The sequence below is a fragment of the Pseudoalteromonas sp. K222D genome, assembly GCF_017653575.1.
GTDB classification, from domain to species: domain Bacteria; phylum Pseudomonadota; class Gammaproteobacteria; order Enterobacterales; family Alteromonadaceae; genus Pseudoalteromonas; species Pseudoalteromonas nigrifaciens.
Window position 1 is genome coordinate 41,902 of the sequence record NZ_JAGGDL010000011.1, and the last position, 13,720, is coordinate 55,621.

The window sequence follows — 13,720 nt, forward strand, 5'->3', positions numbered from 1 at the left end:
TGTTGGCGGAGTGGACGGGACTCGAACCCGCGACCCCCGGCGTGACAGGCCGGTATTCTAACCAACTGAACTACCACTCCAGCATACAAATTTTATACTATAACAATGTTTAAATAGTTGGCGGAGTGGACGGGACTCGAACCCGCGACCCCCGGCGTGACAGGCCGGTATTCTAACCAACTGAACTACCACTCCAGTTTTGCTTACAAGTTTTCGAAAATTGGCGGAGTGGACGGGACTCGAACCCGCGACCCCCGGCGTGACAGGCCGGTATTCTAACCAACTGAACTACCACTCCACATTTTCGTTGCTGTTTGAGTCTCCCCTGACAGCGGCGTGAATAATACGAACCAGCCCCTATTTCGTCAAGGGCTTTTTCGCTTTTATTTAGGTTTTTTAGTCATCTGTCATCGAAAGGTTTAAAATTTCACCGCTTTTGTCATTTTTTGAGCCGTTTTTAGTACTTTGCTTTTTTTCAGAATTACCAACATCGTCATTTGTTGTTGTCTTTTTATTTATAAAAGGCAGCTTCACTTTAAATTTAAGCGATTTTTTCTGTACAAAAATACGAATTGCCAGCCAACCCATTAATAAAACGCACAGATTTCCAACAATAATTAAGCTGAGTAAAACCCAATTCGCTATTTTTTCTGCTACGGGTTCACTCTCAATCATTAAATCAGGTGGAATTATGGTCGCTGGATCAACTGCCGGTACCGCTTCTATTGGGCGTGCAATTTCAAATTTGTACGTTGGCAGCGTTGCCATAAACTCACGACCCTTTATATTTGTGCCAAAAATAGATAGCTCGACACTATATCGACCCCAACCATAATTTTTAATTGCTAACTGCCTCGTATGTTGTGCATCCGACTCTATACTAAACATTTGCTCTTCGTTATTAGGGTAGTAAATTTTACCCTGCATAATTACGGTTTCTGGCTTAACTATTGTGTCATCTAAATTAATAGCTAAAAGGTGCTCGTTACTTTCTTGCTCTGCTAACGTCATGTCGTAACTTACTGGGGCAGAATGTACCACAATGCTGCTTTGCACTATTCGACGTTGTAATAAGGGGGTTGCTATGTAGAGCTCGGGGATCCATTCTCCTTCGGGAAAGTCTAATTTAAACTCGCCCGTAAAAACGCCATCGTTTGGGCGTTCGTCAAACCCTCGGCCATCATCTTTAAATTCAGCGACTTCTTGAGTACTGGCTCCAAAATTAGCAGCCTCTGCATTATTAGTACTTACAAAATCAACATTTAAGGTAACGACATCTCTAAATAGATTGGCATTTATGGGAGCACCGTCATTTAAAATTTTTCCGGTGATTTTTATTGTCTCGCCTCGAAACAGCATTTCCGGTAACGGCTCTGCCTCAAGTGATACCTGGCCTAATACGACAATGCGGCTGTCGGGTAAGATATTACCTATAACTTGCCAAGGGCCAGCCATGGGGTTGCGTATGGTAACCAAATCATAACTAAGCTCGTCATGCCAACTTAAGTCAGGGTTTTTAACTGATTCGGTAGCAAAATATTTACTGCCATCGGGCCTTACTAAAATAACAGCCGGTGAGCCTGGTTTTCTAAAAAAAAGTAAGGTTATTTCAGCTACTTTACTATCAATACGAAAACGATTATCTAATAAAGGGATTTCATTTTGCCTCCCATCACGCTTTAGTACTTCAACTTGTTTAACGCCATATGCGCTGGTTGCAAAAAAACTAGCAGATACTAATGCGGTTACCAAATAAAAGGTTTTCATAATATGGCCTTAATCAGCGCGCCATATACAGTGGCCGCCTTCATTATTAACAATATCTAATCGTGCTTCGTGTGCAGCTTGTTCTGCCTCACTGGCGCTTAATACTACAAGAGGTGCTCTTTGGGCGCTTAAGCGTCGTATTCCGCCTTTTTGCTGATCGGTATCGTCATTTTTATTTTGATTCAAATTTAGCTTAACTTGTCCGCCAGTCATTGCTAGGTAAACGTCAGCTAATATTTCAGAATCCAGTAATGCGCCGTGCAAGGTTCGCTTAGCGTTATCTACGTCGTAACGACGGCATAACGCATCTAGGTTGTTCTTTTGTCCTGGATGCAAGTCACGCGCCATTTTAAGCGTGTCGAGTACTTGACAGAAAGTGGCCGTTTTAGGATAGCCCTGGTTAAGCAGAGAAAATTCGTTATCCATATGGCCAATATCGAACGGCGCATTATGAATAACCAGTTCTGCACCCTTAATATAATCAAAAAACTCTTGAGCAATTTGATGAAACAATGGTTTATCACGTAAAAACTCATTAGTGATACCGTGAACATCTATTGCTTCTTCTTCACTGTTGCGCTGCGGGTTAATATACACATGAAAGTTATTGCCGGTTAAGCGGCGATTTACTAATTCAACACACCCTATTTCGATAATACGATGCCCTTGTTTAGGGTCGATGCCGGTGGTTTCTGTATCTAAAACTATTTGTCTGCGTGCCATATCGAATTAATCCTGACTCTGGTATCTTTCTATAATCACTTTATTGTACATAATATCAAGGTAAAACAGTGGAAAAAACCGTAGAGATTTATACCGATGGTTCGTGTTTAGGTAATCCAGGCCCCGGTGGTTATGGTATATTCATGATTTATAACGAACATGAAAAAAAATTGAGTCAAGGTTATAAACTAACAACTAATAATCGCATGGAAATGCTGGGGGCAATTGTGGCTCTGGAAGTATTAACTCGCCCATGTGTTATTAATATCACTACCGATAGCCAATATGTGAAACAAGGTATTGAGTCTTGGATCACGAATTGGAAAAAGCGCGGCTGGTTAACCTCAGCTAAAAAACCAGTAAAAAATGTCGACTTATGGAAACGCCTCGATTTAGCGTGCGCTAAACACACCGTAACCTGGAAATGGGTTAAAGGGCATAGCGGTCATAAATACAATGAAATTGTAGATGACTTAGCGCGCGATGCCGCTGGCAGTAAAGATTTACTCGATGATGTAGGTTATCAACCTTAAAGCTGATTAGCACATACCAAATTACTTTTTATTTTGCTCACAATGCTTTAAGTGTTGCTTTGAGGTTTGTCTAAGGCCCCCTTCTACTGTTGTAAAGCGCGGGCGAGCATGCCACTTAGGTTTAATGGGTGTGAGCGGTGCAACACGTTTACGTGCCACCAGCATGTAAACACTGCCCATAGGTTTTAAGTATTGTTTGGTAAAGCTACGCCAAAACGCAAAACGCGACAATCTATTACCTCGCGCCAGTGATGAGTAAATAAAGCGCTCATCACTCACTATTTCAAACCCCAATAAATTAAGCCAATCTTTAACCCGTGCAGGGGTAAAAAAACGCCCTGTCCATGGCAGTTTCTGGCCACTAAATGGCAGTAATTGGGCAAGCCCACATAAACTAAACGGATTAAAGCCTGTTACCACAATATACCCACCTGGAATTAAAGTGCGATGTGCTTCGCGTAAAATATGGTGAGGATCTGAGTGATACTCTAAGCAATGGCTTAAAATACATGCATCAATAGTGTGCTCATAAAATGGTAATTCGTCTATATCGGCAATAACGCCGGTGTGAGCGCCCGCTTGCGCTACGCACACTTGGTGTTTTATTAAACATTTACTGGTGTTTAGCTCGCCACTCAAACTACCTAACTTAAGCATATGGTAGCCAAACATACGGGGGAGCCACGGCGCTAATTTACGTTCAATCTCACAGCGTAAATAATCCCCATGAGGAAACTGCTGCCATGACAACGGTTTAGGTCCTTCTTGAAAACTAAGGGCTGGTTTCATTTTATGAGCTCGTTATACTAGGTGTTAACTGTCACTTTATAGAGCAACGTTACATGGTGCAAGTCAAAGCAATTAAAGCCTTTTCAGATAATTATATTTGGTGCTTAACTACAAGCAATAATACGCAAGCTTGGGTAGTCGATCCGGGCCAAGCAGAGCCAGTACTTGATTATTTGGCGCAGCATAATTTAACCTTGGCGGGTATTTTAATTACCCATCATCATTACGACCATACCGATGGCGTAGCAAAGCTGGTTAGCGAAAACCCAAATATTGCTGTATACGGCCCAACTAACAGCCCGTTTAAGGGGATTACTCAGCAACTTACTGATGGCCAAAGTATTACAGTGCTTAATACTGCTTTTAATATTATAGCGACACCCGGGCATACTCTAGATCATATTTGTTATGTTAATGAACAACTTGCCTTTACTGGTGATACTTTATTTAGTGGTGGTTGTGGGCGTTTATTTGAAGGCTCTGCAGAGCAAATGTGGCACTCGTTTAATAAACTGCGCGAATTACCTGCTGATTGCAAAGTTTACTGTACTCACGAATACACTCAAGCTAACCTCGCTTTTGCAACAGCCATTGAACCGCGTAACCCAGAGCTACTTGCCTATAGTAAAAGAGTAGATGGACTGCGCAGCAAAAATGAAATTACTTTACCAAGCACTATCGGCCAAGAGCTAAAAATAAACCCCTTTATGCGCAGCGATTTACCTAACATTACTGAACTATTACCAAAAGAATTTTGCTCGGTTACAAAAAACAATGAACCTTGGGAAAACTTTGCGGGTCTGAGAAAGTTCAAAGACCATTTTTAATCCGCTAACCAATAGCCACATGTACTTTTTGTTTAGCAAAAAACAAGTTAAAATTAGCATTTGATTATTGCTAAGTGTTTTAAAAGGTCACAAGTGGCAATGTTAGCTCATAACGGGTAGTATTCGCCGAGTTTTTTACCCCATGTATTGGTATTTATGAATAAATCTCCCCTATTACTGGTTTTAGTATTAGCACTAAGCGGCTGTCAAACGTTAACAAACGAAAACACTGACTCGCAAGCCGCAACTCAAGCAAATAAGCAGCTTGGAGGCGCAAGTCCACACGATATTAGCAATGCATTAATGAGCAGCGCCAAGTATCAACACGTTAAAGATACTGACACTGAAGCACCTATTTTTGATGATGTATGGGAGCGTATTCGTTACCAGCTTTCAATAGAGGTGCCGCAAAATCGCCCCGTAGTTACCGAGCGTAACTATTATGCAAAGCACCAATCTTATTTAAATCGTATTTCGAAGCGTGCCGAACCTTATTTGCATTTTATTGTTGAAGAAATAGAAAAACGTGAAATGCCTATCGAAATTGCACTGCTGCCTATTGTAGAGAGTGCTTTTGATCCGTTTGGTTACTCGCATCGCACGGCGTCGGGTATTTGGCAATTTATGCCACAAACCGGTGAGCGTTTCGATTTAAAGCAAAACTGGTGGTATGACGGGCGTCGCGACATAGTACAATCAACTCGCGCTGCGCTTGATTACTTGTCGTATTTACACAAAACCCTTGAGGGCGATTGGCTCAATGCCATTGCAGCTTATAACTCGGGTGAAGGTCGCTTGTTGCGCGCGATTAAAAAGAATCGCAAAAAACACTTGCCGACCGATTTTTGGTCACTTGATTTACCTAGCGAAACCACCGCCTATGTACCAAAATTATTAGCACTGGCCGACTTGTTAAAGCGCTCAGATGACTTTAACGTGACGTGGAATCCTATTATAAATGCACAAGTTGTTGAAGTAGTTGAAATTGGTTCGCAAATTGACTTAGCACTCGCTGCAGAAATGGCCGATATAACACTCACTGAGTTGTATAGGTTAAACCCTGGTTTTAATCGTTGGGCAACCGATCCTAATGGCCCGCATTCTTTACTATTACCGGTTGATAAAGCTGAGCAGTTTAGTCAAAAATTAGCTAATACTGATATTAAAAACCGCTTACGCTGGCAGCAATATACGGTTGAGCGTGGCGACAGTTTATCGGTTATTGCCAAAAAGTTTACCACCAGCACCAGTGCAATCCGATCATTAAATAAGTTAAGCTCAAATACAATTAGAGTCGGTCAGCAACTATTAGTGCCACTAACTGATGGCGCAATTAATAGCGAACATTTACCAGAGCAAATGCGCTCTGCGGCTAATAATACCAGCCGTACTAAGCTTTCGCATACGGTTAAAAGTGGTGATACGCTGTGGGATATTAGTCGTGAATACGATGTCACTATGGATGAGCTTGCAAAGTGGAATAAGCTGAAGAAAAGCGCCACATTGCGTTTAAATCAAAAGCTAACGGTATATAAATCTGCTAATAAAGCAAAGACAGCAGCAAACACTACGCATCGTACAATTACGTATAAAGTGCGCCGTGGTGATTCGTTAGCGCGTATTGCGTCTAAGTTTAACTTAACTGTAAACGACATTATAAAGTGGAATAGTTTAGCCGGGCAAAAGTATTTACAGCCGGGGCAAAAGCTTAAATTAAAAGTAGATGTTAGAAGCAGTTAAACTGCAACAGGTAAAACTAAGGCGCTTATAGCGCCTTAGTTATTTTAGGCTTGTGCTAATATTGCTTTAAGGGTGCTTTGTTTTGCAATAATATCTTTATAAAGCGCAAACTGATTTTGCGCCCGCTCTAAATTATGATTGGCATGTTTGATTGAAAAATAATTATCGCCATCAATATAATCTGTTAAAAATCGCAGGCCTATCATAAAGGTCATCACTTTAGCACCTAGCCAAAAGCTTTGTTTTTCTTGCTCGGTGATCAGGCCTTTTAATGGCTCTACGTAACCTTTAACTATGGCTGCAAATATTTCTTCGCGCACACCTACATTACTTAAATCGGTGGAGTCTTCTTGCTCTGGTGAGCAAAAGGTGCGTACCATATCACCAAAGTCGTAAAGCCAATACCCTGGCATACAAGTGTCTAAATCGATTACCGCTTTAGCATTATGTGATTGCTCACAAAACAGCATGTTATTTATTTTTGTATCGTTATGACAAGGCCTTATCGGTATAGATCCTGCTAATGCTTGGAGTTCATCAATGAGTGTAAATTGCGATAAACAAAAATCAACCTCAGCTTGGCAACTAGCTAAGCGCTGCTCTGGGTCAAGACTAACTGCAGTTTTAAACGTCTGTGCACGCATGGCTAAGTTATGAAAATCAGGGATCACATGGTGCAATTGTTCTGCATCAAAATCCTCTAGCGCCACAGCAAATTGACCAAAGGCATTCGCCGCAGTTTGCGCTTGGGTAGCATTAGTGACTACATCGTCGCTGTAACTGCCACCAATAAACTCTAGTGCTCGCCATACCCCCTGATCACAGTTAACTAAATAGTCATTATTAATAGTCGCTACGTGGCGAATAATATCTAAGTTGTACTCACCCAATTGCTGCTTGCTAGTTAGGTGTTGCTCTATTAAACGGGCATTTTTTACGAGTAAATCGGGCTCAGGAAACACATCAACATTGAGCTTTTGCAGCACTAATAACTCTTGCGGAGCGCTAAGCAGCATAGTGCAGTTTATATGGCCACTGCCAATTGCTTTCATTGTTATGTGTTTATTGCCAAGGCCAAAGCTTTGCGCTAATTGCATCGCGATAGGATTTAAATTCATTTTTTATTTCGCTATTTTTGCGCCTAAAAAGGCAAGTACGTGCTATTTATTAATGTCGTAATTTATATAAGGTTGCAGCAACGCTGACAAATTCTGACCTGTAGGTAACGCCGTACCAAGATTCTTGAGCACGATAAATACTCACAGCTTGCTGCTTGGTGGTAATTGCGCGCTGAATTTGATCCGGTAAATAATATTCCACTTTTACAGCTGTATCGTATTGCTGTAAAAAGGCAGTAAAACCTTGTTCTAAGTATTGAAAAAATGAGGGGGTTACTCCCCAAAAACTCATAGAGCCCAACGCATCTTTCGCAATACCTTCGCGCACTCCTGCTGGGTTATCACCCATTATTTGCCCTGCTTGTTGTTGAATGTTTAAGTATTCAACTATTCTCAGCAGTTGGTTGTCTTCGACTTGGCAAACACCCCGATTCACACCGCCTTCCCCCGATAACGTATCGACTATAGGATAGCCTACCATGGCCCAATTACCTTGGTGTTTAAAGTGCTCACTAAGGAGCTTAAACGACGATGCACCATAGTAATCATCGGCGGTAATAACAATTGCCGGATTATTAATCACGTCTTTGGCGCATAATAACGCATGCCCAGTACCCCATGGCTTTTCGCGCTGTTGGGCAAGTTGCTCAAATTGTTTTGGCACTAAACTGGTATGCTGCTCGATAAGTACAACGTCTATATTTGCTGCTAAACGTGGTAAAATTATTTGCTCTATTTCGCTGCGCACCGCTTGGTTAATTATAAGCACCACCTGCGTTACACCGGCAGCAACTGCATCGGCAATGCTTAACTCCATAATGGTGCAACCAAGCCCACTAATTTCAGCAATTTGTTTATTACCGCCAAAACGACTTCCTAAACCTCCCGCTAAAACCACCAAACTCAGTGCATGTTTTTTTGTTGTTGTTTTCATTAAATTATAACTTACCTAACCAAGTTGTTAACCACGGCTCGGTAACCGGCCAAGGTTCAAAGTCTTCGCAGGCATCAACCTCTAAGCGGTTACCAACAGGCTTAGCTTGTAAGTCACGTAATAATTCATCAAAGCTGCGCCCTGCACCACAAAAGGTGTCGCCGTAGCTTCTGTCGCCCATGGCAATAATTCCAAATGGCTTGTCGGTTAACATAGGAAAAGTACTATTTAACTGATTATAAAAATCAGCCAAGTTATCAGGCACATCGCCTTGGCCGGTTGTTGAGGTAATAATTAAAATATGTGACGCACTTTGAATGTCGCTCAACACTGGCTCATTAAATACCGTAACGCCATGCCCAGCTTGCTCTATTGTTGTGGCTACTTCGTCACTTAAACGCTCTGCACCGCCATATACGCTGCCTACAAAAATACTAATATGTGCCATTAATTAATAATCCTTTTCTTCATCTGGCCAACCTAGTTGTTTGCAAATGCTGAGCATTGCATCACCTAGTGGCGCTTTAATTGTTATTGATTCATTACTATAAGGGTGCACAAAGCTAAGCTCAGTTGCAAATAACATTAATCTGCGCAGCTCAAAATGCTCCCTAAAAAATTGATTATGCTGATTATCACCATGGTTTACATCGCCAATGATAGGCAGTGATAAATGCTTTAAATGCCGACGAATTTGATGTTTACGCCCCGTTTTAGGAAAACATTCTACGAGGGAATAGCGCACCGTTGGATACTTGCCAATGGGAATAGGTAAGGCTGCTTGGTGCAAGCAGTTAAACTGAGTTTGCGCTTCTTGTGGCGCTTTGTCTTGATCGGCAAACTTATCTGCTATTTTGTCCAGCTCTTCTTTTAGTGGTTTATCTAAAAATACCGACTCGGGTGCAAAACCACGTACTAAGGCTAAATAGCGTTTACTAATAGTGCCTTCAATAAATAACTGATTCATATCGCGGGCCGCTTCTGAACTTAACGCAAACAGTAACACCCCCGATGTGGGTCTATCGAGCCTATGTACCGGAAAAACATGCTGCCCAAGTTGATCGCGTAGCATTTGCATAGCAAACTGGGTTTCGTGCTTATCTAAAAACGAACGATGCACTAATAAGCCTGAGGGTTTATCTATGGCTACGTAGTTTTCATCCTGATACAAGATAGTCAGTTCGCCATACTCAATTGGTATTGGGCGCTCACTCATTTGGATCTCCTAAAAAGGCATCGAGAGCTGTTAACAGAGTAATAATTTCATCGCTGCCTTTTTTACTCGCAAGCGTCATTTGTGCCATAGGAGCAATTGCAAAGTTGCGCGGCAATGGCTGCTTATCAATAATTAGCTGCTCAACTTTTTCAATAAATACAAACTGTAACCATTGTTCAAATGCCATGGTGTCGTGGCAAAAAGGCACGTTTGATTGTAATGCTTCTGCTGCTATTGGCTCATTTTGCCAAAGCTGATGCTTTTTTAAAAGTGCCCTTAACTGCACTAAATAAGCTTGGGTTTGCTGGTACATAACCGCCCTCTTAAAACTAGATGAAGTAATAATACCATTTGTATTTATTAAGAGGGAAATTATAGTAACTGAAAATACCCGCTTAATATTACCCCCGCTTGCTCAGTTATTTAGCAAAATCAAAACTCAAACTCTATAAGCGCGGTTCCCTCAACCTTTGCTATGGCGTATAATTGACGCAATTTTGTAGTAAAAACAATTGAGAAAACGATGAGTAAGCAAATAGCGACATTAGGGCAGCTTTTAGATAATGCAGGTACTCAGTGGCGCGCGTTTGATATTGGTAGACACATAACTAAGCTTGATAAAAAACAATTTTTAGCCATAGAGCAAGCACAAGTCCCTTACCCATATCCGCTTGCTGGTCATGCGTGGTTAGCTATTCAGTTTTGGGATAGTAAAGCGAGTAAAGAACCTTATGTATGGTTTTTGAAATTTCCAGTAGATGAGCAAAGCAAACTGGTGAGTGCGAGTCGCGATCACTTTGCCGACATGGTAATTGAAGCACTCGGCACACAACTTACCGGTGAGCAAGCCGATGGTAAACTTGATAACAATCCTTATGTTTTTACACCAAACGCTAATAAATTAGCAGCCTTTAATGCGCAACTTAAAGTACTATTAAAACAACCTGCATCACAGTATTACGAGCATACGCAGCTGTACTTTAGTGGTAAGCTGGGTTTTGAAAATTGGCAAAGTGTGGCATTACAAGGCATTGCCGATTTTGCACTGCGCCTCGATAATGAGACTAACTTAGCTAATTTACAAAAAGCCTGGCCTCATTTGCCCGTTGAGGTATTACAGCCCTTTAGCGCCATGCTTGAGCATGTAGAAATACCGCCCTCATTAAGTCAATTACTAGTAGAGTTCGGCCAAGCGGCTATAAAAAATAACGACCCGTTTGCTGTTACAGTAGCGCTACGTTCGCTTTCTAAAGCGCAAGCGCAAGGCTTAACCGCCCAATTGGTCGATAGCGTATTAACTTCATCGGTTAATCAAGATGCTGACGTACTGCTCACTATTGCTGGGCGTTGTTTTAAACAACTAGAAGACCCTGAACGCTTGCATGTATTTATGGACAACTGTGCACACCATCAACAAATTACTGAACTATTTGTGAGTGTTTTTGCTGATTTAGTTGCAATACCCACCATTCGCCCGCATTTATTAGGCTTATTACGTAAAGAAAATCGTAGCGAAACCCTCGCGCGTGCAATTGGAAGGTTATTCTCTTAAATGGCAAGTTTATGGACGTTCATACTTATTGGTAGTGTAATTTACTTATTTTGGCTAAACCGAAAGGTAGCCGAGGCGGCGAACGTTCATGCTAAACGCCAAAGCGAACAACTGCAGGTGCAATTAATGAGCGTTGCCTGTAGTAAACGCCGCTTTGGCTTTTTAAAAAGTGGTAAACCTGGAGTGAAAAGCGAATTTATTTTTGAGTTTTCAAGTGATGGCGAAAATGCCTATCAGGGAATACTGATCATGGAAAATGAGTATTTAAAAAGTGTGGTTATTCCACCGCATAAAATATAACCTTTATACTGCGCTAAAAGTTTAATTTAGGGTAAGGTTTAATTTAAAAATAAGTAAAACACAAAAAACTAAGGCGTAACTAAAGTTACGCCCCAATTGACAAACATCCTGTTAGGTATCCTTTACCTGTGTAATCCGTATTATCATCCTCTGAACGAGCAAACAACCTTGTTCACCCTCACATTGCATCCTGCAATATCCTCTTGCCACCTTGGCTGTCCTGCGTAAACTAACGCTCCGGCTACTTCCTGTAGCGCCATCCTTGATTATCCCTTAGTAGCTCCTGCCACTTAAGCGCATCATGCACTTTCCTACTCATCCTTGCATCCGTGTTAACTTGTCCGTTTTGCTTCTTGCTAGCGTCTGCTATGTTGCCTACTTCCGTATCCTTGGCAATCACTCAATCATTGAGCTGTGTCGTCTTGACAAAGTAAAGTTTAAAGCAAATGGCTAGTAGATATAGTACCTAGCTGTTAATTATTAAATGGCATTTATATTAAAAAACACAAACTATAAAAATAACCTTACATATCAATCAAATAGGTAAGGAATAACTATTTCAATGCAATTTAAACTGACAACTCGCACAGCGATGTGAGATATATCTCACGGTCATATGTCCGTTTTGGGATGTAAACCACCAATGCAGGCTACCTTATAACCTAAATTAAATTTAGTTTTTTGACTTAAATAACAATTCGCCCGCAATCTTATTAAAAGTAAGCTGCTTAAAGCTTTCAAACCCTTCGGTTTTAAAAAATTGAGTATGCTCTTTGCGCGTTACAAACACCGCCATACCTGTAGACTCAGCATTAGATTGAACTAGGTCATTTAGGCCTCTTAATAAATAACGCCCAAACCCTTGGCCATGAAAATGCGGATCGACCGCAATAAAAGCTAAAAAATAGTAGTTGCCCTGCTGCTCTAGTGCATCTCTAATTGTTTGCTCTTTATCTATTAGTTGATTGGTTTGTAAGTAACCAGCACTTAACATTAGCTTTAAGCGCCAATGCCAATAACGCTGCGCCTGTAATTGGCTGTTTGATTCGAACACGCAGGCAACGGCTTTGAGCTTATCGTTACGATATAAACCAATAAGCGGCTGCTTTTCTTGCCAAAAGCTGCTTAGCTCTTCGCGAATTAATGACCGAAGTTTTTTTTCGTAGGCCGATTTACTCTCTTGCTCGTAATTGAGCATAGTTTGTAAAATAGGATCGTCGTGGTACGCCTGATAAATTAAACTCGCGGCAATACTTATATCTTCTGCGGCTAAATACTGTACGCTAAATGTATCGGCTTGGGTGGTCACAGTCATTATTATTCCTTTTTTGTATTAGAACAACACATCATTATTTTCGCCTTATGATTAAACCATTAGCTTGGCGCTATAATCACTAACTTAATGCGATTGGGTTTACTCATAGCTACAACTTACACACATAATAAATTTATATTTGTTCTCTAAATAAGCGCTTTATTTACTCACTTTCTAAACTATAGCTGTAAAGTTATTAATGGTAAATTCAGCGTGAGTTTAGCTGGCTTAGACTATAGTTTATTTATAATCTTATTTTGACACGCTAGGAGCACAACATGGATACAACAAAGCACGATATAAATACACTGTTTGCACAACTTGGCTTACCTAGTTCTGAAGCTCAGATTGATGCTTTTATTGCTTCCCATGCGATTGAAGATACAACGTTAATACAAGATGCACCTTTTTGGGATGAATCTCAACAGCATTTTTTAGCTGAATCACTCGCAGAGGACAGTGATTGGAGTGAAGTTATTGATGAGCTTGATGTACGCCTTCGCCAAGGCAATTAATTTTAAGGTAATTGATTTAATTTGGGACATTTAATGTGCCCCTCCCTATTTATTGTTACTATAGCCTCCACGCAGCAGCTTCATGCTGCGTACCTATTTATACTAAAGAGTTATAAACCTAATGAATGCTGCTGTATTTGATGCAATTAAAGTCCTTCTTGATGAAGGCAAAGTACCTACTGTCGCGCTTACTAAAAGTCGTTTAATTAAGCCTGTGCCGATGCCTGTTATTATTGCGGCGGTGAGTCAGTATAAAAACAATCCAGATTCAATTTATAACTTAATGAAAAGCCAAGTACAGCCGAGTAGTAGCGATTCTAAAACTTCGCAGCTAGACAGAATTGAAGAAAAGCTCGACCGGTTACTTACCCTACTAGAAAAATAATAATTC

General features: G+C 40.9%; 16 protein-coding genes and 3 tRNA genes. 7 read left to right on the forward strand and 12 right to left on the reverse strand.

The annotated features are described in order from the left end of the window. Nucleotides 1–3 precede the first annotated feature (3 nt). The 5 genes from J5X91_RS07790 to dnaQ form a co-directional block, all read right to left on the reverse strand. Nucleotides 4–80 (reverse strand) — tRNA-Asp (locus J5X91_RS07790). Nucleotides 81–118: 38 nt separating this feature from the next. After that, nucleotides 119–195 (reverse strand) — tRNA-Asp (locus tag J5X91_RS07795). A gap of 26 nt (nt 196–221) precedes the next feature. Continuing rightward, nucleotides 222–298: transfer RNA gene (locus J5X91_RS07800), tRNA-Asp, on the reverse strand. 98 nt (nt 299–396) lie between these two features. Then, on the reverse strand, nt 397–1,767 hold the full coding sequence (locus J5X91_RS07805) for a TIGR03503 family protein (RefSeq protein WP_208834355.1): 1,371 nt from the start codon (nt 1,765–1,767) through the stop codon (nt 397–399). A 9-nt stretch (nt 1,768–1,776) separates the two neighbouring features. Further along, nucleotides 1,777–2,490 (reverse strand): DNA polymerase III subunit epsilon, encoded by a 714-nt coding sequence (gene dnaQ / locus J5X91_RS07810; protein WP_011328622.1) that lies wholly within the window; start codon nt 2,488–2,490, stop codon nt 1,777–1,779. A gap of 68 nt (nt 2,491–2,558) precedes the next feature. On the opposite strand from dnaQ, the gene rnhA reads away from it, so the two are divergent. Continuing rightward, nucleotides 2,559–3,023: a ribonuclease HI gene (gene rnhA, locus J5X91_RS07815; RefSeq protein ID WP_011328623.1), complete on the forward strand. Its 465-nt coding sequence runs from the start codon at nt 2,559–2,561 to the stop codon at nt 3,021–3,023. A gap of 21 nt (nt 3,024–3,044) precedes the next feature. On the opposite strand, the gene J5X91_RS07820 is transcribed toward rnhA, so the two are convergent. Next, a complete protein-coding gene (locus tag J5X91_RS07820) occupies nt 3,045–3,812 on the reverse strand; it encodes a class I SAM-dependent methyltransferase (RefSeq protein ID WP_011328624.1) in 768 nt (255 codons plus the stop codon). A gap of 53 nt (nt 3,813–3,865) precedes the next feature. Between J5X91_RS07820 and gloB the strand changes: the two genes are divergently transcribed. Continuing rightward, nucleotides 3,866–4,639, forward strand: coding sequence for a hydroxyacylglutathione hydrolase (gene gloB / locus J5X91_RS07825; protein WP_208834356.1), 774 nt, complete (start codon nt 3,866–3,868; stop codon nt 4,637–4,639). Nucleotides 4,640–4,795: 156 nt separating this feature from the next. Further along, complete coding sequence (locus J5X91_RS07830; RefSeq protein ID WP_011328626.1) at nt 4,796–6,379, forward strand: LysM peptidoglycan-binding domain-containing protein; 1,584 nt, start codon at nt 4,796–4,798, stop codon at nt 6,377–6,379. 44 nt (nt 6,380–6,423) lie between these two features. On the opposite strand, the gene J5X91_RS07835 is transcribed toward J5X91_RS07830, so the two are convergent. From J5X91_RS07835 to J5X91_RS07855, 5 genes are read right to left on the reverse strand one after another with little or no spacing between them, the layout of a single operon-like run. Further along, nucleotides 6,424–7,497: an aminoglycoside phosphotransferase family protein gene (locus tag J5X91_RS07835; protein ID WP_208834357.1), complete on the reverse strand. Its 1,074-nt coding sequence runs from the start codon at nt 7,495–7,497 to the stop codon at nt 6,424–6,426. A 49-nt stretch (nt 7,498–7,546) separates the two neighbouring features. After that, a complete protein-coding gene (locus J5X91_RS07840) occupies nt 7,547–8,431 on the reverse strand; it encodes an NTP transferase domain-containing protein (RefSeq protein WP_208834358.1) in 885 nt (294 codons plus the stop codon). A 4-nt stretch (nt 8,432–8,435) separates the two neighbouring features. Continuing rightward, nucleotides 8,436–8,879 carry a flavodoxin gene (locus J5X91_RS07845; protein ID WP_208834359.1) on the reverse strand — a complete coding sequence of 148 codons (444 nt, stop codon included), beginning with the start codon at nt 8,877–8,879 and terminating at the stop codon, nt 8,436–8,438. A 3-nt stretch (nt 8,880–8,882) separates the two neighbouring features. Beyond that, a complete protein-coding gene (gene truC, locus J5X91_RS07850; protein ID WP_011328629.1) occupies nt 8,883–9,647 on the reverse strand; it encodes a tRNA pseudouridine(65) synthase TruC in 765 nt (254 codons plus the stop codon). Beyond that, nucleotides 9,640–9,960, reverse strand: a complete 321-nt coding sequence (locus J5X91_RS07855) for a YqcC family protein (protein WP_192531553.1) — start codon at nt 9,958–9,960, stop codon at nt 9,640–9,642. Before J5X91_RS07855 ends, truC begins: the two co-directional genes overlap by 8 nt. 210 nt (nt 9,961–10,170) lie before the next feature. Here J5X91_RS07855 and J5X91_RS07860 point away from each other — a divergent pair, with 210 nt between their 5' ends. Continuing rightward, nucleotides 10,171–11,199, forward strand: coding sequence for a DUF3549 family protein (locus J5X91_RS07860; protein WP_208834360.1), 1,029 nt, complete (start codon nt 10,171–10,173; stop codon nt 11,197–11,199). Beyond that, complete coding sequence (locus J5X91_RS07865; RefSeq protein ID WP_011328632.1) at nt 11,200–11,499, forward strand: DUF3301 domain-containing protein; 300 nt, start codon at nt 11,200–11,202, stop codon at nt 11,497–11,499. Between the two features lie 673 nt (nt 11,500–12,172). On the opposite strand, the gene J5X91_RS07870 is transcribed toward J5X91_RS07865, so the two are convergent. Next, nucleotides 12,173–12,814, reverse strand: coding sequence for a GNAT family N-acetyltransferase (locus tag J5X91_RS07870; protein ID WP_011328633.1), 642 nt, complete (start codon nt 12,812–12,814; stop codon nt 12,173–12,175). A gap of 278 nt (nt 12,815–13,092) precedes the next feature. Between J5X91_RS07870 and J5X91_RS07875 the strand changes: the two genes are divergently transcribed. Then, nucleotides 13,093–13,329, forward strand: a complete 237-nt coding sequence (locus J5X91_RS07875) for a DUF2789 domain-containing protein (protein ID WP_011328634.1) — start codon at nt 13,093–13,095, stop codon at nt 13,327–13,329. A gap of 121 nt (nt 13,330–13,450) precedes the next feature. Then, nucleotides 13,451–13,714: a hypothetical protein gene (locus tag J5X91_RS07880; RefSeq protein WP_011328635.1), complete on the forward strand. Its 264-nt coding sequence runs from the start codon at nt 13,451–13,453 to the stop codon at nt 13,712–13,714. The last annotated feature ends 6 nt before the right edge of the window (nt 13,715–13,720 follow it).

Coding starts and splice junctions, on each gene's coding strand:
- gloB (WP_208834356.1), top strand. CDS start 3,866: ATGGTGCAAGTCAAAGCAATTAAAGCCTTTTCAGATAATTATATTTGG.
- J5X91_RS07845 (WP_208834359.1), bottom strand. CDS start 8,879: ATGGCACATATTAGTATTTTTGTAGGCAGCGTATATGGCGGTGCAGAG.
- J5X91_RS07830 (WP_011328626.1), top strand. CDS start 4,796: ATGAATAAATCTCCCCTATTACTGGTTTTAGTATTAGCACTAAGCGGC.
- J5X91_RS07805 (WP_208834355.1), bottom strand. CDS start 1,767: ATGAAAACCTTTTATTTGGTAACCGCATTAGTATCTGCTAGTTTTTTT.
- J5X91_RS07870 (WP_011328633.1), bottom strand. CDS start 12,814: ATGACTGTGACCACCCAAGCCGATACATTTAGCGTACAGTATTTAGCC.
- J5X91_RS07865 (WP_011328632.1), top strand. CDS start 11,200: ATGGCAAGTTTATGGACGTTCATACTTATTGGTAGTGTAATTTACTTA.
- J5X91_RS07875 (WP_011328634.1), top strand. CDS start 13,093: ATGGATACAACAAAGCACGATATAAATACACTGTTTGCACAACTTGGC.
- J5X91_RS07860 (WP_208834360.1), top strand. CDS start 10,171: ATGAGTAAGCAAATAGCGACATTAGGGCAGCTTTTAGATAATGCAGGT.
- J5X91_RS07835 (WP_208834357.1), bottom strand. CDS start 7,497: ATGAATTTAAATCCTATCGCGATGCAATTAGCGCAAAGCTTTGGCCTT.
- J5X91_RS07840 (WP_208834358.1), bottom strand. CDS start 8,431: ATGAAAACAACAACAAAAAAACATGCACTGAGTTTGGTGGTTTTAGCG.
- J5X91_RS07820 (WP_011328624.1), bottom strand. CDS start 3,812: ATGAAACCAGCCCTTAGTTTTCAAGAAGGACCTAAACCGTTGTCATGG.
- truC (WP_011328629.1), bottom strand. CDS start 9,647: ATGAGTGAGCGCCCAATACCAATTGAGTATGGCGAACTGACTATCTTG.
- dnaQ (WP_011328622.1), bottom strand. CDS start 2,490: ATGGCACGCAGACAAATAGTTTTAGATACAGAAACCACCGGCATCGAC.
- J5X91_RS07855 (WP_192531553.1), bottom strand. CDS start 9,960: ATGTACCAGCAAACCCAAGCTTATTTAGTGCAGTTAAGGGCACTTTTA.
- J5X91_RS07880 (WP_011328635.1), top strand. CDS start 13,451: ATGAATGCTGCTGTATTTGATGCAATTAAAGTCCTTCTTGATGAAGGC.